The 21,328-nt window shown below is 68.2% G+C and carries 17 protein-coding genes; 9 read left to right on the forward strand and 8 right to left on the reverse strand.

Translation table 11 applies throughout. The annotated features are described in order from the left end of the window. Window positions 1–10: 10 nt before the first annotated feature. From M0R80_06355 to M0R80_06375, 5 genes are all read right to left on the reverse strand, one after another. Window positions 11–334: a hypothetical protein gene (locus tag M0R80_06355; GenBank protein ID MCK9459243.1), complete on the reverse strand. Its 324-nt coding sequence runs from the start codon at window positions 332–334 to the stop codon at window positions 11–13. 41 nt (window positions 335–375) lie between these two features. Then, window positions 376–1,833: a TIGR02266 family protein gene (locus tag M0R80_06360; protein MCK9459244.1), complete on the reverse strand. Its 1,458-nt coding sequence runs from the start codon at window positions 1,831–1,833 to the stop codon at window positions 376–378. A gap of 5 nt (window positions 1,834–1,838) precedes the next feature. Then, window positions 1,839–4,502 carry an alanine--tRNA ligase gene (gene alaS, locus M0R80_06365; GenBank protein MCK9459245.1) on the reverse strand — a complete coding sequence of 888 codons (2,664 nt, stop codon included), beginning with the start codon at window positions 4,500–4,502 and terminating at the stop codon, window positions 1,839–1,841. Window positions 4,503–4,630: 128 nt separating this feature from the next. After that, on the reverse strand, window positions 4,631–6,019 hold the full coding sequence (locus M0R80_06370; protein ID MCK9459246.1) for an ATP-binding protein: 1,389 nt from the start codon (window positions 6,017–6,019) through the stop codon (window positions 4,631–4,633). Further along, window positions 6,007–6,696 (reverse strand): gliding motility protein, encoded by a 690-nt coding sequence (locus M0R80_06375; protein MCK9459247.1) that lies wholly within the window; start codon window positions 6,694–6,696, stop codon window positions 6,007–6,009. The genes M0R80_06370 and M0R80_06375 overlap by 13 nt, the downstream gene beginning before the upstream one ends. 140 nt (window positions 6,697–6,836) lie before the next feature. Here M0R80_06375 and M0R80_06380 point away from each other — a divergent pair, with 140 nt between their 5' ends. After that, window positions 6,837–7,838 (forward strand): hypothetical protein, encoded by a 1,002-nt coding sequence (locus tag M0R80_06380; protein MCK9459248.1) that lies wholly within the window; start codon window positions 6,837–6,839, stop codon window positions 7,836–7,838. A gap of 1 nt (window position 7,839) precedes the next feature. On the opposite strand, the gene M0R80_06385 is transcribed toward M0R80_06380, so the two are convergent. Continuing rightward, entirely contained in the window at window positions 7,840–8,703 is an 864-nt protein-coding gene (locus M0R80_06385; protein ID MCK9459249.1) for a thioredoxin domain-containing protein, read from the reverse strand. 84 nt (window positions 8,704–8,787) lie between these two features. Here M0R80_06385 and M0R80_06390 point away from each other — a divergent pair, with 84 nt between their 5' ends. Both M0R80_06390 and M0R80_06395 read left to right on the forward strand, forming a co-directional pair. After that, entirely contained in the window at window positions 8,788–10,188 is a 1,401-nt protein-coding gene (locus tag M0R80_06390; protein MCK9459250.1) for a serine/threonine protein kinase, read from the forward strand. 118 nt (window positions 10,189–10,306) lie between these two features. Continuing rightward, complete coding sequence (locus tag M0R80_06395; GenBank protein ID MCK9459251.1) at window positions 10,307–11,083, forward strand: hypothetical protein; 777 nt, start codon at window positions 10,307–10,309, stop codon at window positions 11,081–11,083. 72 nt (window positions 11,084–11,155) lie between these two features. Here the strand turns inward: M0R80_06395 and M0R80_06400 are convergent, their stop codons facing one another. Next, window positions 11,156–11,911, reverse strand: coding sequence for a hypothetical protein (locus M0R80_06400; GenBank protein MCK9459252.1), 756 nt, complete (start codon window positions 11,909–11,911; stop codon window positions 11,156–11,158). Between the two features lie 44 nt (window positions 11,912–11,955). Continuing rightward, window positions 11,956–13,560, reverse strand: coding sequence for an acyl-CoA dehydrogenase family protein (locus M0R80_06405; protein ID MCK9459253.1), 1,605 nt, complete (start codon window positions 13,558–13,560; stop codon window positions 11,956–11,958). A 217-nt stretch (window positions 13,561–13,777) separates the two neighbouring features. Between M0R80_06405 and gspD the strand changes: the two genes are divergently transcribed. Genes gspD through M0R80_06435 form a run of 6 tightly spaced genes read left to right on the forward strand, consistent with a single transcriptional unit; the run spans window position 13,778 to window position 21,262 of the window. After that, entirely contained in the window at window positions 13,778–16,516 is a 2,739-nt protein-coding gene (gene gspD, locus M0R80_06410; GenBank protein MCK9459254.1) for a type II secretion system secretin GspD, read from the forward strand. Next, entirely contained in the window at window positions 16,513–18,279 is a 1,767-nt protein-coding gene (gspE, locus tag M0R80_06415) for a type II secretion system ATPase GspE (protein ID MCK9459255.1), read from the forward strand. The genes gspD and gspE overlap by 4 nt, the downstream gene beginning before the upstream one ends. 16 nt (window positions 18,280–18,295) lie before the next feature. Further along, window positions 18,296–19,522: a type II secretion system inner membrane protein GspF gene (gspF, locus tag M0R80_06420; GenBank protein ID MCK9459256.1), complete on the forward strand. Its 1,227-nt coding sequence runs from the start codon at window positions 18,296–18,298 to the stop codon at window positions 19,520–19,522. Beyond that, on the forward strand, window positions 19,519–19,935 hold the full coding sequence (locus tag M0R80_06425) for a type II secretion system protein GspG (protein MCK9459257.1): 417 nt from the start codon (window positions 19,519–19,521) through the stop codon (window positions 19,933–19,935). Before gspF ends, M0R80_06425 begins: the two co-directional genes overlap by 4 nt. A gap of 39 nt (window positions 19,936–19,974) precedes the next feature. Next, window positions 19,975–20,391: a type II secretion system protein GspG gene (locus M0R80_06430; GenBank protein MCK9459258.1), complete on the forward strand. Its 417-nt coding sequence runs from the start codon at window positions 19,975–19,977 to the stop codon at window positions 20,389–20,391. Window positions 20,392–20,398: 7 nt separating this feature from the next. Continuing rightward, the gene (locus M0R80_06435) at window positions 20,399–21,262 is read left to right on the forward strand and encodes a prepilin-type N-terminal cleavage/methylation domain-containing protein (GenBank protein MCK9459259.1); all 864 of its coding nucleotides are present in this window, start codon (window positions 20,399–20,401) and stop codon (window positions 21,260–21,262) included. Window positions 21,263–21,328 lie beyond the last annotated feature (66 nt).

Consider the following 21,328-nt stretch of genomic DNA (forward strand, 5'->3'; position numbering starts at 1 on the left):
CAGGCCTTCGCTACGGCTTCTGCTGGAACGGGGCCTCGGGCGGGAGCTCCTCGGGCTGCGAGCCGAGGATCCCTTCGGTGATTCCCGGGGCGTTTTCAACGACCGCGACGGTGCCTATCACGGTGAGCGTCTGCACGATGCCGCCGACGATCAGCACGATCGCGCCTATCACCAGCCCGACGATACCGAGCCCCTTGTTGCCCGAGGGGCTCTTCATCGACACGATGCCGAGGATCAAGGCGACGATCCCGAGAAGAACGCCGAGAAAGCCCACGTACGGGATCCAGCAGATCACCAGCCCCAGAATCGCCAACACCATCGCCGCTACGCTCATGACTCCTCCGTTGTTCATCCCAACGACCCGACCGGGTCGACCTATTTCCCGAACAGCTTACCGAAAAACCCCTTCTTCTTCGAGGCCGCATCTTCGTCCGGCGGCGGCGGCGGGGCGCCGCGCTGCCTGAGCGGTCGCTCGCGCACGAGCCCCGGCGGGACCGCGTCGTCGGGCAGCGTGTCCGGCGCGTCCGCGCTCGGCAGCGCCGAAGCGCGATCCCCGTCGCTCGCCTCGTCGAACAGGCCGTCGAGCGCGTCGCTGACGACCTCGTCCTCGAGCAGCTGCAGATCCGCGGGCGCCTCCGGCTCGTTGCTGCTCCGGGCCATCTCGGCCATCAGCTCGTCCACCGCGTCGCCGGGGATGCCCTCGTTGAGCACCTCGAAGTCGCCATCCCCGTCGATCTCCTCCTCGAGGTCGCCCGCGATCACCGCGTCCTCGCCGAGCTCGGTGACGCCGCTGTCCTCCGAGAGCGCCGCGATCGGCGCGCTCGTCTCCCCGTCGCCGTTCGCGTCCGCGCCGCCGAGCACGGACTCGAAGTCCTCCTCGAGCGAGTCGCTCTCGCGCGGCGGCGGGGGCATGAACGACACCAGGCTTCCGGGGGTGAATCGGATCGGGGCGTCGTCGTCGGGCTCGCCCGCCGTCTCGGGCGGCTCGCTCGGCGCGTCGCGCGACGGCTCGAAGCGCTCCGGTTCGGGCTCCGGCTCCCGCGGTACGACCGGCGACGGCGCGGGTTCCGGCTCCCGTGACACGACCGGCGACGGCGCGGGCTCCGTGATCGGGGCCGCCGGTGCGGGGACCGGCCGCGGGGCGACGGCGGCTTGCTCGCCCGTCTTGCGTCGCTTCCGCGCCGCGTCGACGGACGGCGCCGCGATGTCGGCGAGCATCGAGTCGATCGCGCTCAGATCCACGCTCGAGGGCCTTTGCCGGTGCTTCTTCCTCGGCGCGGCGGCGGCCTCGGGCGGCTGCTCCTCGGCCGGCGGCGGCACGATCGCCTTCACGGGCTCCGGCTCAGGCGCCGGCGGCGGCGGGGGCGGCGGCGGGGGCGACTCGCGCGGGGCTTCCTCCGCGGGCTCGGGCAAAGCCTCGGCACCCCCTCCCTCGTCGACGTCAGTGCCCTCGGGCACGTACGGCGGCGGCACCTCGGAGTAGCGCGAGGGGACGGGCGGCCCGTCGAGCGAGTGCTTGAAGTCGATGATCCGATCGAGCACGCCTCGGCTCGCGGCGTCGAGCTTGACGAACTTGATCCCCATCCCGACCGGCCGATCGTCGGCCGCGGACTCCCGCACCCACGCCACCTGGCCGAGGCCGCGCATCACGACCGTGCCGTCCGCGATGAGAAACTCGAACTTTACGCGCGTGCCGACGGGCTTGGGCGACGGCGTCTTCACGAAGATCCCGGCGGTCGAGACGTTCGGCGCGTACCTTTCGACGAAGCTCGCGACGTCCGGAAACTTCAGCTTCGCGCGGATCGAGGAGCCCTTGTCTATCGGGTTCGCCATCGCCTTCAGCTTCCCTTCCCGCCCAGTGATCGGGCGACCGCGTCGTAGAACGCGTTGACCGCCGTCTCGAGCTTGTCCGCGTCCGGCCCGCCCGCCTGCGCGAGATCCGGCCGCCCGCCGCCGCGGCCGCCGACGTGCGCGGCGACCACGCGGATGAGCTGGTTCGCGTCCAGGCGGGGCAGGAGATCCTGCGTGAGCGCGACGAGCACCGCCGCCTTGCCCCCGTTCTCCCCGCCGAGGCAGATCGCGGCCGAGCCGAGCTTCGTGCGGAGCTGATCGGCCGTGTCGCGGAGCGTCGCCGGATCGCCCACGCCGAGCACCGACGCGAGCACCTTCACGCCCGCGATCTCGCGCATGGACGACGTGACGTCCGCGGCGCCGCCGCTCGCGAGCCGCCGCTTCAGCGCGTCCACCTCGGCGCGCAGCTCCCTCTCCTTCGCGAGCAGCTTCTCCATCTTCTCGGGCAGCGCCTGCGGCTGCGCCTTGACGAGCCGCGCCGCACCCTCGAGCGCGCCGCGCGCCGCGATCGCGTAGTCGAGCGCCGGCCGCCCGGCCACGGCCTCGATGCGCCGCACGCCCGCCGCGATCCCCGACTCGGCGGTGATGAAGAACGGGCCGATCTCGCCGCTCGCACCGACGTGGATGCCGCCGCACAGCTCGAGGCTCTCGGACCCGACCTGCACGAGCCGCACGACGTCGCCGTAGGTCTCCTCGAAGATCGCCATGGCGCCGGTCGCGCGCGCGGCGTCGTAGGTCGTCTCGTTGGTCGTCACCGGCGCGTTCTCGAGGACGCGGTCGGTCACGAACCGCTCGAGTGCCGCGAGCTGTTCCCCGGTGAGCGGCTCGAAGTGGGAGAAGTCGAAGCGGAGACCGTCGGGCGCGACGCGCGACCCCTTCTGCGTCGCGTGCTGGCCGAGCAGCCGCCTGAGGCCGAGGTGCAAGAGGTGCGTCGCCGTGTGGTGCCGGCTCACCGCCCTGCGCCGCTCGGCGTCGATCGTCGCGTCGACGGCGTCGCCCACCCGGATCCGGCCCTCGCGCACCGTGCCGCGGTGGACCCACAGCCCCGCGATCGGCCGCTGCGCGTCCGCGACCTCCATGCGGCCGCCGGGCGAGCGGATCTCCCCCGTGTCACCGACCTGCCCGCCCGCCTCGCCGTAGAACGGCGTCGCCGCGAGCACGACTTCAACCTCCTCCCCTGTATTTCCCTCCTCCACCGTGGCCCCGCCGCGGATCACGGCGAGCACCTGCGTCGCCGCCTTCGACGCGCCGTAGCCGACGAACTCGGTCGAGCCGAGCGAGCGGTGCAGCTCGGCGTACACGGGCGCCACGGCCTTCTCGCCGATCTTGCCCGCGCCCGAGACCGCCTTGTGGCGCCCCTCGGCCGCGTCCCAGCCCGCGCGGTCGATCGCGAACCCGTCCTCGAGACCTATCACCTCGATGAGGTCGAGCGGGAAGCCGTACGTCGCGGAGAGATCGAACGCGATCGCTCCGGGCAGGAGCTTCCCGCCGTCCGGCCCCGCGATCCATTCCGAGTTGCCGTTGAGGAGCTCGAGCCCGTGGCTCAGCGTCGCGCGGAACCGCTCCTCCTCCTGCATGCAGACGCGCTCGATGAGCTCGCGCCGCTTGACGAGCTCCGGGTACGCGTCGCCCATGACGTCCGCGACCGCGCCCGCGGTCTCGTGGAGGAAGAGATCCGAGATGCCGAGCCGGTGCGCGTGCCGGATCGCGCGCCGCATGACGCGCCTGAGGACGTACTCGCGGCCGGTCTTCTCCGGAAACACGCCCTCGGTGATGAGGTGCGCGGCCATCCGCGAGTGGTCCGCGATCACGCGCATCGACACGTCGTCGTCCGCGGCCGCGCCGTACCTCTTCTTCGAGATGCGCGCCGCGAGATCCACGAGCGGCCGGAGCACGTCCGTGTCGTAGTTCGAGTCGACGCCCTGGAGCACGGACGCGATCCGCTCGAGCCCGGCGCCGGTGTCGATGCAGGGCGCGGGGAGCGGTCGCATCGCGCCGCCCGGCTCGTCGACCGCGTACTGCATGAACACGAGGTTCCACAGCTCGAAGAACCGCTCGCCGTTCTCGAGGCTCGCCTCGCCGAACGCCGCGCCGCGGTCGTACATGATCTCCGAGCACGGGCCGCACGGCCCGGTGTCGCCCATGGCCCAGAAGTTGTCCTTGGCCGTGCCGCGCAGGATCCGCTCGGGCGGAACGCCGAGCTCGTCGCGCCAGATGCCCGCCGCCTCCTCGTCCGCCGGCGCGCTGTCGTCGCCCGCGAACACGGAGACCCACAGCCTGTCGCGGTCGAGGCCGAGCGCCGAGGTCAGCAGCTCCCAAGCGTGGCCGCAGGCGCCGCGCTTGAAGTAGTCGCCGAACGAGAAGTTGCCGAGCATCTCGAAGAACGTGTGGTGGCGGCTCGTGCGCCCGACGTTCTCGAGGTCGTTGTGCTTGCCCGAGATGCGGATGCACTTCTGCGACGTCGTCGCGCGCGGCGCGGGCCTCGCCTGGAGGCCGGTGAACACGTTCTTGAACTGCACCATGCCCGCGTTCGCGAACATGAGCGTCGGATCGCCGGCCGGCACGAGCGGCCCCGAGGGGAGCACCTTGTGGTCGTGGCGCGCGAAGTAGTCGAGGAAGGCGCTGCGGATCTCGTTCGTGGTCCTGGGCATCGTGGTTCCGGGGTGTCGACCGCCCCAACTCGACGAAATGTCGAATTATTTTTCGGCCTTGTTCATTAACATCGAGGCGGTTGCGACGCAACACCGGCGGGGCGGCCCTCTCCCGGCGGGTGAGGGCCCTATCCCCCCACCCACGGCAGCCGGATCGTGAACGCGCTCCCCTCGTCCTGGCGGCTGCGCACGAGGACGCGGCCGCCGTGCGCCTCGACATAGTGCTTCACGATCGCGAGGCCAAGCCCGGCGCCGCCGTGCTCGCGCGTGGACGAGTTGTCGATCTGCGTGAACGGCGCGAAGACCCGCTCCTGCTCGCCGTCCGCGATGCCGATGCCGAAGTCCTCGACGCGGATCTCGAGCATGTCGACGGTCGCCATGAGCGCGAACCCCACGCCGTCCTCGGCGCCGTCGTCCTCCTCCGCCGGCGCGACGCGCGCGGAGATCTTCACGACCCCGCCGGGCGGCGAGAACTTGATCGCATTGTCGAGGAGGTGCACGAGCACAGTCGCGATCTTGTCCGGGTCGAGCGACGCCGTGGGCAGATCCTGCGCCACGTCGGTCACGAGCCGGATGCCGCGCCGATCCGCCTGCTCCTTCGCCCGCGCCGCGACCTCGGCGACGAGCGCGGCCACGTCCGTGTCGGCCATCCGGAGCGTCAGCCGGCCCGAGTCCATCTGCGTGAAGTCGAGGATCGACGAGATCAGCTTCAGCAGCTCGTCGCCCTTGGTCTTGATGGTCCCGACGAACTGCTTCTGCTCGGGCGCGAGCGGGCCGGCGATCCCCTCGACGAGCATGTCGCTGTAGCCGATGATCGAGGTCAGCGGCGTGCGCAGCTCGTGGCTCACCATGGCGAGGAAGTTCGACTTGTTCCTCTCGAACTCGCGCTGCGCCTCGCGCATGTCCTCGAGCCGCCGGTTTTTCTCCTCAAGCTCGCGGAACGACTCGCGCACCGCGGCGATGTGCATCTCGTTCATGACGTGCGACTTGCGCGACACGAATACGAGCGAGCCCACCACCGACGCCACGGTCTCCGTCAGCCTCTGGATCGTCGGCGAGGTGAGCCTCCGCACCGCCGTGAGGCCTTCGCGCAGCCGCTTGACGTCGATGTCCGGGTCGATCTCGAAGACGGCCTGCGGGACGCGCTCGAGCTCGGCCGGGAGGTACGGCCCGATCACGATCTTGCCGACGACCTCGGCCTGCTGCACGATCGGCGTCACCGCGTAGTCGCACCCGCAGAAGCACGGGAGATTCTCGATCCGCGCGTCCGGAGACGGCCGAAACGCCTTGATCCGCGAGCGGTGGACCGTGCACCTCTGGCGCGTGCGCTCGCGCGACTCGAGGAAGCGGCACAGCGCGTTCTGCTTGTCCGCCTCGACGAGGAGGTTCCCGTCCGCGTCGAAGATCCGAACCGGGAGATCGAACAGGCGCGAGAAGCTCGCCGCGACCTCGCCGAACGTCGCCTGATCGACGAGATCCTTGAGCGCAAGCTTGAGGCTGGGTTCTACCGTGTCCATTGCCGCCTCGTAGGCGCCGCGGGATCCTGCCCGAGCTGTCGCCGCAGGCTCTCGAAGAGCACCTCGCCGCGCACCTGGAACTTGCCCGAGAGATCGTGCCAGGCGTCGAGGCGCTTCCAGGTCAGCTCGACGAGCCCCATGAACGTCTCCACGACCCCCGTGCCGTCGGTCGCGACCGCCTTGAACACCGGCTCGCGGCTCTTGGCGGCCAGCAGATCGATCTCGGCGTCCGTGCGCACGCCCGGGAGGTCGCGCTTGTTGAACTGGATGACGAGCGGCATCGACTTGATGTCGAGCCCGTTCTCCTCGAGGTTCTTTCGCAGGTTCAGGAACGACTCCTTGTTCGCCTGCGTCTCCGAGACCTGCGAGTCGGCGATGAACGCGACGGAGTCCGCGCCCTGGAGCACGAGCCGCCTCGTCGCGTCATGGATCACCTGCCCCGGGACCGTGAACAGCTTGATCGCGATCGACAGGCCCGAGTCGGTGGCGAAGTGCATGGGCAGGAGGTCGAAGAAGAGCGTGCGGTCGTCCTTGGTGTCGAGCGTCATGAGGCGCCCGCGGCTCGACGGCGCGGCGATCCTGTGGATCGCGACGAGGTTCGTCGTCTTGCCGCTCAAGCCCGGGCCGTAATACACGATCTTGAGCTGGATCTCGCGTTTCTCGAAATCGATCTGCACGGTCTCTCCAACCGATCGCCGCCCCCAGCCGCGAAAAAAAGTGACGCGACATTGTCGGAGAGTTGCGGCCGGTTGTCCAGACGGGCGTCGGTTGGCGGGAGCCCGGCGATCGCGCTACAACCTCCGGGGAGGAGCTCCGCATGACGTCGCCTCTTTTCATCCGTGGCCCCGCAATCCTCGCGGCCGTTCTCGCGGCCGCCTGCGCCGGCGAGGGTGCTCCGGCGCCGCCCGCGCACTGGGCCGACGGCCTCGATCCGGGGGTGAACTGGGGCCTCGCGCAGGGGTACCCGAACGACGTGGGGATCGCCGAGGACCCGCACGTCCTCGCCGCCGAGGACTTCGAAACCGGCGCGGTCCAGATCCCGACCGAGGACGACGTGTACGCGCAGAACGTCACGGTGGTGGACACGATCTCGTTCACCGGCGGCTACTGCGCCGAGCGGAGCTGGCCCGAGGGGGAGAACGGCCCGACCTCGCGCTTCCTCATCCCCGAGTCGGCGCACGAGGGAGAGCGCTCCACCTACTTCGTGCGCATGTGCTTCGACTACGACGACAGCTTCCACCCGGGCGCGGACAACCTCGAGGCGGGCGTCGGCGTGAAGGGTTTCGGCGTGGAGGCCGATCCGTACGACGAGGCGAGCGTGAACACCCCGTGCGACGGCACGAACTGGTTCAACGCCCAGGTCCAGTTCGTCGGCTGGGGCCCGAGCCAGAAGCCCGAGGCGAACGACGGGTACCTGTGGGTCGGGCACCAGTACAGCTACAACCCCTACCCCGAGGACGCGGTCGCCGAGGTCGGAACTGTCGAGGCCACGGAGCCCGCGACCGGGGACGAGCCGTATCGATTCTCCTCGTACGCGGACCCGTTCTTCTACGTCGATTTCGGCGGCTGGCACTGCTACGAGGTCGGCATGTACCTGAACACGCCGGGCGGGTTCGACGGCGAGGCGCGCTTCTGGATCGACGGCGTGCTACAGTCGCGCGTGACGAACATCCGGTACCGCGATGTCGGTTGGCTCATGCCCACGAACATGCAGCTCAACCTGCACCGCACGACCGAGCAGTTCCCGCAGACGATGGTGCGGTGGACGGACAACATCGTGCTCGCCACGCGCTACATCGGGCCGGTGCTGTTGGAGTAGATCAGGTCCCGCCGTCCGGCGGATCCCACGGCGCGTAGCCGAGCAGGCAGTCGAGCACGTCGGGCAGCATAGTCCACGACAAAGGAGCCCCGAGCTTGCGGCCGTCCACGAAGACCGACGGCGTGCCGGTCACACCCGCGGCGAGCCCGGCCGACCGATCCGCGAGCACGCGGTCGAGCGACTCCTCCGAAGCGTAGTCCACGCCGAGCTGGTCCATGTCGAGCCCGGCGCTGGCGGCGAGATCGAGCATCGTCGCCTCGTCGAGGACTGGGAAGTTGTCGAACAGCGCGTCGTGCATCGCGAAGAAGTCGCCCTGCAGGTGCGCCGCCTCTGACGCGCGGTGGTCCTTCACGGAGATCGAGGTCTCATCCGTGGAAAACGGGAAGTGGCGGAAGTAGTACGCCGAGCGCTCCGCGTACGCCGGATCCGCGTAGATCTCCTCGAGCAGGATCGCCGCGTCGCGACAGTGGACGCACAGGAAGTACGAGAAGCCGGTCACGACGACCTCCGGATCGACGCCGTTGCCGCGGAACGGCGCACCGGTGTTGTCGAACGCCACGGGCGTCTTCGCCATGAAGTCGGCGAACTCCTCGGAGTCGCAGAACGAGGGGCCTGCGTCGGCATCGACCACGGCGCCACCGCCATCGCCGCACGTGTTGCCGGTGTCCGCGCACTCGCTGTCGGTGTCCCCGTCCGTGTCCGTATCCCCGTCCGTGTCGGTGTCCCCGTCCGTATCCGTGTCCCCGTCCGTGTCGGCGTCCCCATCCTGGGCCGCGGCGTCCATCCCGAGCGACGCCCAGTAGTCGTCCTGATCCGGCGAGCAGCCGGCGACCGCGATCAAAAGCGCGAGCTCTACGAGTCTCATCACGGCGGTGAGTTTATCACAACCTGTGTTAGGATGGTGGTCCTCGGGGGTCAAACGGATATCGCGCAAGGAGCGCCACGGAACATGGGCTCGAACGACTACAGCGGCCTGACGCTCGCGGACAAGTACCACCTGACCACGCTGCTCGGACAGGGCGGCATGGGCGCCGTGTACCGCGGCGAGCACGTCGTCATCGGCAAGAAGGTGGCGGTCAAGTTCCTCCACGCGGATCTCGCGGGCAACGAGGAGGTGGTGAAGCGGTTCTACCGCGAGGCCCAGGCCGCGGCGGCGATCGGCCACGACAGCATCATCGACGTGATGGACGTGGGGGTCTCGCCGAACGGCGAACCGTACCTCGTCATGGAGTACCTCGAGGGCGAGAGCCTCGGCGACATGCTCGCGCGCACCGGACCCATCGATCTCTCGGCGGCGCTCGGGGTCATGGAGCCCGCGCTCCGGGCGCTCGCCGCCGCGCACGCGAAGGGGATCGTCCACAGGGATCTCAAGCCGGACAACATCTTCGTCGTCCGCCAATCGAGCGGCCCGCCGAAGATCAAGCTGATCGACTTCGGCATCTCGAAGTTCGCGGAGGGCGGCGGCGAGAAGCTGACCCAGACCGGCTCGGTCATGGGCACCCCGGCGTACATGGCGCCCGAGCAGGCTCGGGGCGCGAGCGCGCTCGACCACCGCGCCGACCTCTACTCCATGGGCGTCATCCTGTACGAGATGCTGACCCAGAAGCTGCCGTTCGCCGGCGGCAACTTCACCGAGCTGATCATCAACATCCTCACGAACGATCCGATCCCGCCGGCCCAGGCGTACCCGGGCTTCCCGGCGGAGGCGACGGGGATCGTGATGCGCGCGCTCGCCAAGAACCCCGCCGACAGGTTCGAGAGCGCGGAGGCGATGATCGCCGAGTTGGCGGTGCTCACGGCGTACAGCGGCCGCCAGGAGCGCCTCACGCGGATCGCCGCGGACGCGCGCAAGACGACGTTCGCGGGCGGCAGCCTCGGCGAGAAGCCGTCGAGCGCGAGCGGCACCGACGTGGCGAAGAACGTCCTGTCGCAGGTCGCGCACGCGCGCACGCCTGCCGGCTGGACCGGCACCGCGACCAAGCCCAAGGGCGCCAACCGGGCACTCGTGATCGTCGTGGCGATCGCCGCGGCGATCACCGTGGGTGGCGGCATCACGGCGGCGGTCCTGTGGAGCGGATCGGCGGGCACGGGAACGCCTCAGCTCGCGGCGGCGATCCCCGCGCAACCACCCGCGGCGCCGACCTCGGTCTCGATCACGGTGAAGGGCGCGCCGGCGGACGCCCTCGTGTTCTTCGACGACGTGCTCGTCACCGTGAACCCGTTCCGCGTCAAGGCGGCGCCCGCGAGCGCGACAATGCGCGTGCAGGCGCCCGGCTTCGAGCCGTTCATCGCCGTCGTCACGCCCAACGCGGATCAGGAGATCGTCGTCTCGATGCAGGCGAAGAAGTGACACTGCGACTCGAGTTCTACCCTCGCGGCAAGAACGCAGTATAGTTACGGCCGATGTCGGGCCCGCCAATGATGGTGGGTTGGCGTCTTCCATCTCAACCTCGAAAAAGGAGAAACCCATGAAGCACACGAACTGGATCTGGATCTTGGCTGCGGTGCTCGCGCTCGCTAGCGGCGGATGTGGTGACGATGACGCCGGCGCGGCCGGCGGGACAGACGCGGACACCGACTCCGACATCGACTCCGATACCGACTCCGATGCGGACACCGATTCCGAGACCGACACGGACACCGAGGAGCAGGAGTGCGAGCCGGGCGACGTGTCCGGCTACACCCCGGATTGGAAGCCGCCGTCGGGATTCGAGCAAGGGCTGTGCACGGTCGATCAGATCGCGGCCTACATCGACGCGTGCCTCGACACCGCGGCGACGACGAGCGCATGCGACGAGTGGACCGGAGACGAGGCGAACGCCGCATGCTTCGCGTGTGCCCTGACCCCGTACGAGGACGCGATACAGGGCCCGCTCGGCCTGCACGACGACTGGGGCAGCGTTCAGGTCATCGACGGCAACGTCGGCCAGTGCATCTCGGCGCTCGAGGGCGACGACAGCGCCGACAGCTGCGGCGCCGCCTACGAGGCGGCCAAGCAGTGCGGCATCGATGCGTGCAAGGAGAACTGCTCGCTCGACTCGACGGAGACGTTCGGCGCGGACCTCGCGATGTTCAACACCTGCATCTACCAAGCAATCGCGGGGGACTGCGCCCCGTACCAGACCGCTTGGGCGACCTGCTCCGCCGACCTGGCCGTCTCCATCGACGACTGCATATGGAGCTCGGAGAGCTTCGCGACGTTCGCAGAGAGGCTCGTCACCCTCCACTGCGGCCCGCCGGCCTAGCGCCCGGCCCACGCTCCCCTCGAGCAGAGGGTTCCAGCAGATCCGGAGCTCGGCTCGGGCGGGCGGATCGCTTCAGATCGGCGTCGCGGTGGAGGCCGGCGGCGGCGGGGCGGCGGATCCCGCCGGGCACCGGTACGCGGTGCCGTGCAGCTTCTGGTCCGCGGCCGCCGAGAAGCCTCCCGGCGCGTAACTGACGTTCGAGGCGGTCGGCTGGAAGAAGTTGCCGCCCTTCTGGAGGGTCATGACGCGCGCCAGCTTGTCGGCGATGCCGGTGAAGTTGATCTGCTTGAAGTACATCGGCGCGGCGATCACCTTGACCACTGGCACGGTGACCGTTCCGACCGATTCGCAGCCGGCCTCGACGTTCGGACCGACGCGCACCATCCCGTCCATCATGGTCCAGGAGCCGTTGCGGTTCATCTGCGCGACCAGGGCGAGCGCCGAGGCGTCCATGAAGTGGATGATGTCGTCCACGAGCGACTTGAACGCCGCCGTGTAGGCGGGGACGTGCCTATCGATCTTGCCTTCCGCGTCCAGGGCGGTCGTCGTGATCTCGAGCCCGTCCTGGGCGGGGATCGCTACGATGTTGTACTGGACCTCGTTCGCGGAGCCCGAGGCCAGCATGGCGCTGGTCACGGTGCCGGTGGCCGGATCGAACGTGAAATCGTGCCCCTCCTGCATCATTCCGAGCACCGCGGCGCCGACGAGCAGATCCGCGTCCGGGTTCTGGATCCGGAAGGTCGCGTCCTTCTGCGTGGCGCCGCACGCCGCGGCGAGGGCGGCCAGCGCGGTTGCCAGCGCGAAACCGAGAGCGTATCGTTCCAACATTTCACACTCCTTTTTCAGTCGAACGCCATCCCCGCCGCCGGCGATTACGCCGTGATCGTCTTCGCGATGAGGTCCATGTCGTTGAGCGCGCCGGCCTGCGCGACGATGGCGCCCGGCAGATCCGCCTTCTCGATGAGCGCCGCGATCTTGGCCGCGTCGAAGAGCCCGGAGCCCGCGAACAGCTCGAGCAGGCGCACCGGTACGCTCACAGCGACCTCGGCGGCCCACACGCGGGCCTGGGCGCGCAGGAGATCGTCACCCTTGGAGGCGGCCTCGCACAGGGCGACCGCGGTCTCCGCGTCCGCCATGGCGAGCGCGAGCTCGAACACGCCGTGCTGCTGCCGCGTCAGCTTGCCGTGGAACGCGGCGATCGTGCACTCGGACAGGAAGCGCGCGGCCTTGGCCACCAGGTGGCCGTTCACCGCCTCGAGGCCGGCGACGCGCTCCGCGAGCCCGTTGTAGAAGCCGCCCTTGGACTTGACGTTCTCGCGCATCCTGAACACGCCGATGATGTTCTGCTGGATCTCGGAGGTGCCCTCGTAGATCGTGAGGATGCGCGTGTCGCGCTTGATCTTCTCGACCTCGTACTCGGCGCAGTAGCCGTAGCCGCCGTGCGCCTGGATCGCCGCCTCGGCCGCCGCGTTTCCCGCCTCGGTGGCAAACAGCTTCGCGACCGAGCCCTCGACTTGCCGATCCGTCTCGCTCGAATCGAGCAACCCCGCGACGTACTCGATGTACGCCTGCGCCGCCGCGAGCTTCACGCTGTGCGGCACGAGCAGCTTGTGCGTGTACCCCTGCTTCTCGCACAGGTACGTGCCGAACTGCTTGCGCTCCTTGGAGTAGGCGATCGCCTTCCCGAGCGCGGACAGGCCGCCGCCCAGGCCGAACGCCGCCACCATGAGCCGGGTGAAGCCGAACACCTCGTTCGACTGTTTGATCCCCTCCCCCTCCTTGGTGCCGACGATGTTCGCGGCCGGGACGACGACGTCCTCGAGCACGACCTGCGAGGTATTGGACAGGCGGATTCCGTGCTTCTCCTCCTGCTTGCCGGGCGAAAGGCCGGGGGTGTTGCGCTCCACGACGAAGAACGTCGGGCCGCCCTCGGCCTTCGCCAGGATCGTGTACAGATCGGCGATCGCCCCGTTCGAGATGAACTGCTTGACGCCGTTCAGCTTGTAGTGCGTGACGTTCCCGCCCGCGTCGCAGATCCGCTCGGCCTTGGTCTTCAGGTTCTCCACGTTGGATCCGGCCTCGGGCTCGGTGACGCCGTACGCCACGATCAACCCCTCGTTCGCGATGCGCGTCATCCACTTCTGCTTCTGCTCGTGCGTGCACCCGACGCGGATCGGATCCGTGCCGAGCGCGACCGCGAGCATCGACGTGGCCACGCCGAGATCGATCTTCGCGAACTCGCAGGACAGCCGGTACACGTCGTACGCGCCGCCACCCATGCCGTCGTACTCGGCCGGGATGAACACGAGGTGGAGCCCGACCTCCTCGCTCAGCATGCTGCGAACCACCTCCGCCGGGCACACGTCCGTCCGATCCCACTCGTGCCGCTTGTCGAACGGCATCTCGCGCTCGGCGAACTCCTTGAGCGTGCCGAGGATGATCTCCAGATCCGCCGGGTCGAGTCTCTTGAGCTCCATCGCATTCGCCTTTCTTGAGGCGCCCAGCCTACGGGTTCGACCGACGCAGTGTCAACCGCCGGGCGCGGGCGTGACAACCGGTCATGGCCGGCGGCCGGCATTTGACATTTTGTCCCAAAAGGGATGTCGCGCTGCGACTACGCGTTTCAACCATTAGAAATCGTTTTAGTTTTTCGATGGCCCAGGCGGCACGAGACTTGCAGATTTCTCAAACACTATGAAACGAAATCCATCTGGAATCGGTCTCATCCTCGCCTTGGCCGTCTTCCTGTTCGTCGGGCAGGCGGGCTTCGCGGCGGCCGCGCAGACCAAGCCGAAGGGTGGTGCCGCGGACGGCGTGGAGGTCGACGACAACGGCGCCGTGCCGGGAACGAACGTCCGCCCGACGCCAGGCGTTCTGCGCGCCCGCGACATCAAGAAGAAGGTCCCCGGAGCCGCGGCGTCGGCCCAGTCGGCCCCCGGAAAGACCGGGAGCGCGGCCGGCAAGAAGGGTGCAGGCGCGGCGAGCGGAGGCGATCCGGCAGGGGGGTCCGGCGGCGCGACCGGCGCCACCCCGGCAGGAGGGTCCGGCGGCGCGATCGGCGATCCAACCGATCCCTGGGGCAACGTCAAAGACGCGGGCGAAATGGCCATCGGGATCGACTACCAGAAGCCGAAGCCCGGGACGCGGTTCGCGTTCAACCTCGTCGATGCGGATCTCATCGAGCTCATCAAGATCATCGGCAACATCACCGGGAAGAGCTTCATCCTCGGCGGCAAGGCGCCGAACATCAAGGCGACGATCTACGCGCCGACGAAGATCACGGCCGAGGAAGCCTACCAGGCGTTCCTCAGCGTGCTCCAGGTCAACGGCCTCGTCGTCGTGCCGGCCGGGCGCTACCTCAAGATCCTTCCCGTGGGCGGCTCGACGCAGCAGAACACGCCGGTCCTCACCGGAACCGCTCCGGCGCGCGACCAGATCGTCACGCAGTTGTACCCGCTCCAGAACGTCGCCGCCGAGGATCTCGCCCCGGTGCTCGACCGGTTCAAGTCGCAGGACGGCGACATCACGGTATACGCGCCGACCAATACGCTCATCATCACGGACTACGGCACGTCCATCCGCAGGCTGCTCAAGTTCGTCGCGCTCCTCGACGTGCCCGGCACGGGCGAGAAGATCTGGATCGAGCCGGTCAACTATGCGTCGGCGACCGAGCTCGCCGATAGGATCATGCAGATCTTCGATCAGGCGGGCGGTGGTTCCGGCAAGGCGGCCGGCGCGTCTGCGGCAGGCACGACGACTCGCCCGAAGAAAGGCAAGGCCGCGGCGGCGGAAAGCGGCGGCGTCTTCGGAGAGCGCGACGGCGAAACCAAGATCTCCAAGATCATTCCCGACGAGAGGACGAACTCGCTCATCATCGTCGCGTCGGAGCACGCCTACCTGCGCATCCTCGAGCTCGTGAAGATGCTCGACGTCCCGATCGCGGGCGAGGGCACGCTGCACGTCCACAAGCTCCAGCACGCGGACGCCACCGAGCTCGCCAAGACGCTGAGCAACCTGTCGCGCCAAGCGGGCGGCTCCACTGCGGGGCGCAAGAAGGAGGGCGGCAAGGCCGCGGCGCCGGCGGCGGCGGCGATCGGCGAAGGCGCGGCGCTGTTCGAGGGCGAGATGCAGATCTCGGCCGACAAGGCGACGAACTCTCTCGTCATCGTTTCGTCGCTTCGGGACTACCTGAGCCTGAAAACAGTCATCGAGATCCTCGACACGATGCAGCGCCAAGTGTTCGTTGAAGCCGTAATCATGGAGGTTAGCCTCGACAAGAACCGAGACATCGGGCTCGGTGTGCACGGCGGCAATACAGTCGGTTCGGGCAACGACCAGTCGCTGGTTTACGGTTCGTCCCAGACCGGCGATTCGTCCAACTCTTTCTCACAGGTGCTGAGCGTGCCAGCGCTGACCGGCCTCGCCGCGGGGGTCGTCGGTCCGGAGATCGACGGCTCGGAGGACATCGTCGGCGTGTCGGTGCCGGCGTTCGGCGTCGCCCTGCACGCGCTTCAGACGAACTCGGATGTCAACGTCCTCTCCACGCCGCACATCCTCGCGACGGACAACATCGAGGCGTCGATCCAGGTCGGCGAGAACGTCCCGGTCCAGCAGGGAATGAACGCGTCGTCGCTCCTGGGCTCCTTGGGCGGCCGAACGAACACCGACTCGACCAGCGCGTTGACCGGGCTCGCCGCGCTCAGCGGTTACGGCGGGCTCGGCAGCTCCATCGGCCGGCAGAACGTCGGCATCACGCTCAAGGTGACGCCACACATCAACGACGACAACCAGGTGCGACTCGAGATCGATCTCGAAATCAGTGAGGTGAAATCGATCGATCCGATCACGGGCCCTACGATCTCCAAGCAGAACGCGGTCACGACATCGGTTGTGGCGGATCAACAGACAATCGTCATCGGCGGCCTCATCACGGACAACCAGGTCGAGACGACCACGAAGGTCCCGGTGCTCGGCGACATCCCGATCCTGGGGATGCTTTTCCGGCACAAGAGCAGCCTGACGAAGAAGCGCAACCTCCTCATCTTCCTGACGCCGTACATCGTGCGAAGCGCGGAGGACTTCAGGGAGATCTTCAGCCGCAAGATGGCCGAGCGGCGGGAGTTCATCGAAAGGTACACCGCGTTCGAGTACCACAGGTACGATCCGCATCTCGACTGGTCGCGGACGAACGGCGCCATCGCCGTGGTCGATCAGGTGATTGGCCAGGCCCAGAAGGACGAGGAGCTGCGGCAGATGAGCACCGGCGTCCCCGCGGACGGCCACAACCCGAAGTCTCCCATCGAGTTGCCGCCGGGGATGCGCATCGGCGAGGGCGTCGGCGAGGGCGACGAAACGAGCGGGGCGCCGTCGGAGCCGGTCGAGGTGATGACGCCACCCGGGTTCGTCCGCGAGCAGGGGAGAAACGTGCCTTGACCGCGCCGCGCGACATGTTCATCGGCGAGATGCTCGTCGAGCAGGGGGCGCTGACCGCCGCTCAACTCGAGACGGCGCACGGGGCGCTCGCAGAGAAGGGCGGCACGCTCGTCGAGCACCTCGTCTCCTCACAGATCATGGAGGAGAAGCAGCTGTGGCGGGCCGTCGCCGCGGCGATGGGGCTGGACCACCTCGAGGCGATCCGCAACGAGGACGTCGACAGCACTCTCATCGCGGATCTGCCCATCGGCTTCGCCAAGGCAAACCGGGTCCTGCCGCTCAAGGAGTCCGCCGACGGCGTGCGCGTCGCGTGCGCCAACCCGTTCGACATCCCGTCGCTCGACGCGGTGCAGGCGATTCTCGGCCGCCCGATCGAGGCGGTCGTTGCACCCGGCGACGCCATCGTAGAGGCCATCAACACGGTCTACGAGCGCTCGGCCAAGGGCGCGGATCTCGACGGCGAAGGCGTGGCCGACGAAGAGGAGCTCACCGATCTCATCGACGTCGAAGACGAGGCGCCGATCATCCGCTGGGTCAACACGCTGTTTTTTGAAGCGGTGAAGAAGCGCGCGAGCGATATCCACATCGAGCCGCTCGAGCGGGAGGTCGGCGTCCGTTTCCGCGTCGACGGCGTCATGTACGTCGCAAAGACCGCGAAGAAGGCGTTCCTCCCGTCCATCATCTCCCGCGTGAAGATCCTCGCGAAGCTGAACATCGCCGAGAAGCGGCTTCCGCAGGACGGCCGCATCGGGCTCAAGATCGCGGGCAAGAGCATCGACGTCCGCGTGTCCACCATCCCGACGAGCCAGGGAGAGCGCGTCGTGATGCGTCTGCTCGACAAGCAGTCGGTGCTCCACGACGTCGAGGATCTCGGGTTCTGGCCGGATCACTACCACCTGTTTCACAGCCTCATCCGGAGGCCCCACGGCATCATCCTCGTCACCGGCCCGACGGGCTCGGGGAAGACGACGACGCTGTACGCGGGCCTCCAGCAGATCAACACGCCCGACAAGAACATCCTCACGGTCGAGGATCCGGTCGAGTACGACATCGAGGGGATCGGGCAGATGCACGTCAACCCGAAGATCGACCTCACGTTCTCGAACGGGCTGCGCGCATTCCTCCGTCAGGATCCGGATGTCATCATGGTCGGCGAGATCCGCGATCGCGAGACCGCAGAGATCGCGATCCAGTCGTCGCTCACCGGCCACCTCGTGCTGTCCACGATCCACACGAACGATGCGCCCGGCGCGCTCACACGGCTCGTGGAGATGGACATCGAGCCGTTCCTCGTCGCCTCTTCGATCATCGGCATCCAGGCGCAGCGGCTCGTGCGCGTGCTGTGCCCGTCCTGCAAGGAGCTGTACGACGTGACGCGTGATCAGCTCATCGAGCTGGGCGTGAATCCCGACAACCCGTACGAACCGTCGTCCGCCCCGAAGACGCCCGTATACCAGGCGGCGGCGGCCAAGGTGCCCCCCATCCGCCCGCTCCGACCCGGCAGGGTCTCTCTCTACCGGGCCGTCGGGTGCGACGAGTGCCTCGGCACGGGCTACGTCGGCCGGACCGGCCTGTACGAGCTCGTGATGATCACCGACGACATCAGGACGAACATTCTGCGCAACTCCGACTCGAACACGATCAAGCGGGTCGCCAAGGCGGAGGGAATGGTGAACCTGCGCGACGACGGCGCGCGCAAGGTGCTCACCGGGACGACGACCATCGAGGAAGTGCTGCGCGTGACGCACGTGGACGAGAACTGAAGGCGGGGCAAGGGCAGTGCCACTCTACCAGTACCAGGGGATCCGCAGGGCCGACGGCCGCAACGTCCATGGGACGCGCGACGCCGACAACGAGAAGGCCCTGCGCACCGCGCTCAAGCGCGACGGGATCCTCATCTCGGAGCTCTCCGAGAAGGGCACGGCCGAAGACCGGCGCGCGGTGGATTTCAGGAAGCTCCTCTTCAAGCGCGTGAAGAAGACGGACGTGGAGCTCGCCACCCGCCAGCTCGCCACGCTGACGCGCTCCGGGATCTCGCTCGTGGAAGCGCTCAACGCGATCATCGATCAGAGCGACAAGCCGGATCTCAAGACCGCGCTCATAGACGTGCGCGATCAGGTCAACCAGGGCATGAGCCTCGCCGATGCGTTCGGCCGCCACCCCAAGTACTTCGACACGCTGTACTGCAACATGGTGAACGCGGGCGAGCAATCGGGGACCATCGAGCAGGTGCTCGGACGGCTCGCGGACTTCATGAGCGCGCAGAACCGCCTGAAGGGGAAGGTGATGTCCGCCATGGCCTACCCGGCGGTCATGGGCGTCATGGGGGTCATCATCATATCGGTCATGATGGTGGTCGTCGTCCCGAAGATGACCTCCATCTTCCAGACCTTCGGCGAGGAGATGCTGCCGTTGCCGACGCGGGCGCTCATCGCGACGAGCGATTTCATACAGGGCTTCTGGTGGCTCCTGCTCGCGCTCTTCGTGATCGCGATCGTCGGCTTCAGGAAGTGGAAGAAGACCAGGTCCGGGGAGATCAAGTGGCATAAGTTCGTGCTCTGGGCGCCCCTGTTCGGGAAGCTGAGCATGATGGTCGCGGTATCGCGCTTCTCGAAGACGCTCGCAACGCTCCTGTCCTCCGGCGTGCCGCTGCTCACCGCCATGGACATCACGAAGGGCGTGCTCGGCAACTCCGTGCTCCAGCAGGTCATCGTGGACGCGAGCTCGTCGATCCGCGAGGGTGAGAGCATCGCCGAGCCGCTCAAGGCGTCCGGGCGGTTCCCGCCGATGGTGACGCACATGATAGCGGTCGGCGAGAGATCGGGGCAGCTCGAGGAGATGCTCGAGAACGTGGCGCTGTCGTACGACACCCAGGTGGACAACAGCGTCGCGACCCTGACGTCGCTCCTCGAGCCGCTGATGATCGTCTTCATGGGGATCGGCGCAGGCAGCATCGCCGCGGCGATCCTGATGCCGCTGATGCAGATGAGCGAGTTCGTGCAATGAGGAAAAAGGGGGGCATCGTGCTCGGGGACAAGGACCGCCGACCGCAGGCACTCGGCCAGTGGGGGAGGCGCCTCAAGTGGGCGGTCGTGGCGTTCGGCGTTCTGAGCTGCGCCGGGCTGTCGGTGAGCAGCATCGACGAGGAGATGCGCGTGCGGCAGGCCGAGCTCGACGTCTCGCGGATCGGCCACGCGGTGCGCCTCTTCCGCGCCGACGCGAACCGATGCCCGTCCGGCCTCGCGGAGCCCGAGACGCCGCCGGACGGAATCGCACCGTACCTGCGGGTGGAGAACGATCCGTGGGACAGGCCGTACCGCCTGGATTGTCCCGCGCGCAGCGATCCGACCGAGGTGGACGTCGTCTCGGGCGGGCCGGACGGGGACGTGACCGCGGCTGACAACATCTCGAGCCTGTAGGACGGACTCGAATAGGACTTCCCAAAGGAGGGACAGAAAATGGACGACAGGAGCACGGGAATTCGGAACGTCGCGGTGCGACGGGCGGCCGAGCGCGGCATGACGCTCATCGAGATCATGATCGTCATCCTCATCATGGCGATGATCGCAACGGGCGTCTCCCTCGCGGTGGTGTCGCGGCTCAACGCGGCACAGGAGAAGGACGCGCGCATCGGCGCGTGCACCATCCGCTCCGCGGTGCAGATGTACATCGCCGAACACCCGCGCAAGTGCCCGTCGCTGGAGGATCTGAAGGACGGCTACCTCGACGCCGCGAAGGGCGCGCAGGATCCTTGGGAACAGGACTACGTCGTCGACTGCGCCGGCAACGCGAAGGATCCGGACGTGTACTCCCTCGGCCCGGACGGCCAGAGCGGCGAACCGATACGTTGCGAGAAAGAGAAGAGCAAGGACTAGGGACACCATGGGACGGACGAGGCAGAGCGGGCTGACGCTGATCGAGGTGATGGTCGTCATCGTGATCGTCGCGCTCGCCACGACGGGGATCGCGCTCGGAGCGGGCGCGGTCACGCGGGCCGACCTGCGCTCATCGGCCTCGACGCTCGTCGCGGCCTCGCGGTTCGCCTACTCCCGATCGGTCACGCAGGGGCTGACGACGCGCATCGTGCTCGACTTCGACGCGCGGACCATACAGGTGCAGGAAACGACCGGGCGCGTCGTGCTCCAGCGCGACGACGCGACGGGCTCCGGGCTCCACCGGGAGGACGCGCCGGACCTCGATCCTGACGCCGGGACCGACGACGTCGCGGCGCCCGTGATGATGCCCGCGGGCTCCGGGAACGCGGCAGGTGACGCGCTCGGCCTGAGCGGCGACATGAGCGCGGGTGGCACGACCTCGACCGGTGGCGGGCTGCTCGGCGGGCTAATGGGCGGCATGACGAGCGGCCAGATCACGGACCCGTTCCTCGCGGCACTCGCGCGGGGCGCGTCGGGCGACGTGACCGGCGGCAAGGCGGGCTACCGCGGCCCGAAATTCCAGCCCGCGGAGGGCAAGAGCGGCGAGCCCCGGGAGCTCTCGGGCGACTCGGGCTTCCTCAAGGTGTTCTCGCCCCACGAGCGGCAGCCGCGCGAGGACGGCAAGGCGTACGTCTACTACTTCCCGGGCGGGGTCACGGAGCACACGATCGTGCAGCTCGCGGACGGCGACGAGGAGAACCCGCACGTCTACTCGGTCGAGATCCACCCGTTGAGCGGCCGCGCCCAGATCCACGACTTCGCGCTCGAGCCCGAGGAGGAGCTCGACAAGCTGCAGGAGGCGGAGGAATGAGAACCTGCCCCCTCGTTCCCCCTCCCGAGCCGGGAGGGGGAGGCACCCGGGCTGCTCCCTTTCCCG

It is taken from the genome of Pseudomonadota bacterium, assembly GCA_023229365.1.
Taxonomy (GTDB): domain Bacteria; phylum Myxococcota_A; class Polyangia; order JAAYKL01; family JAAYKL01; genus JALNZK01.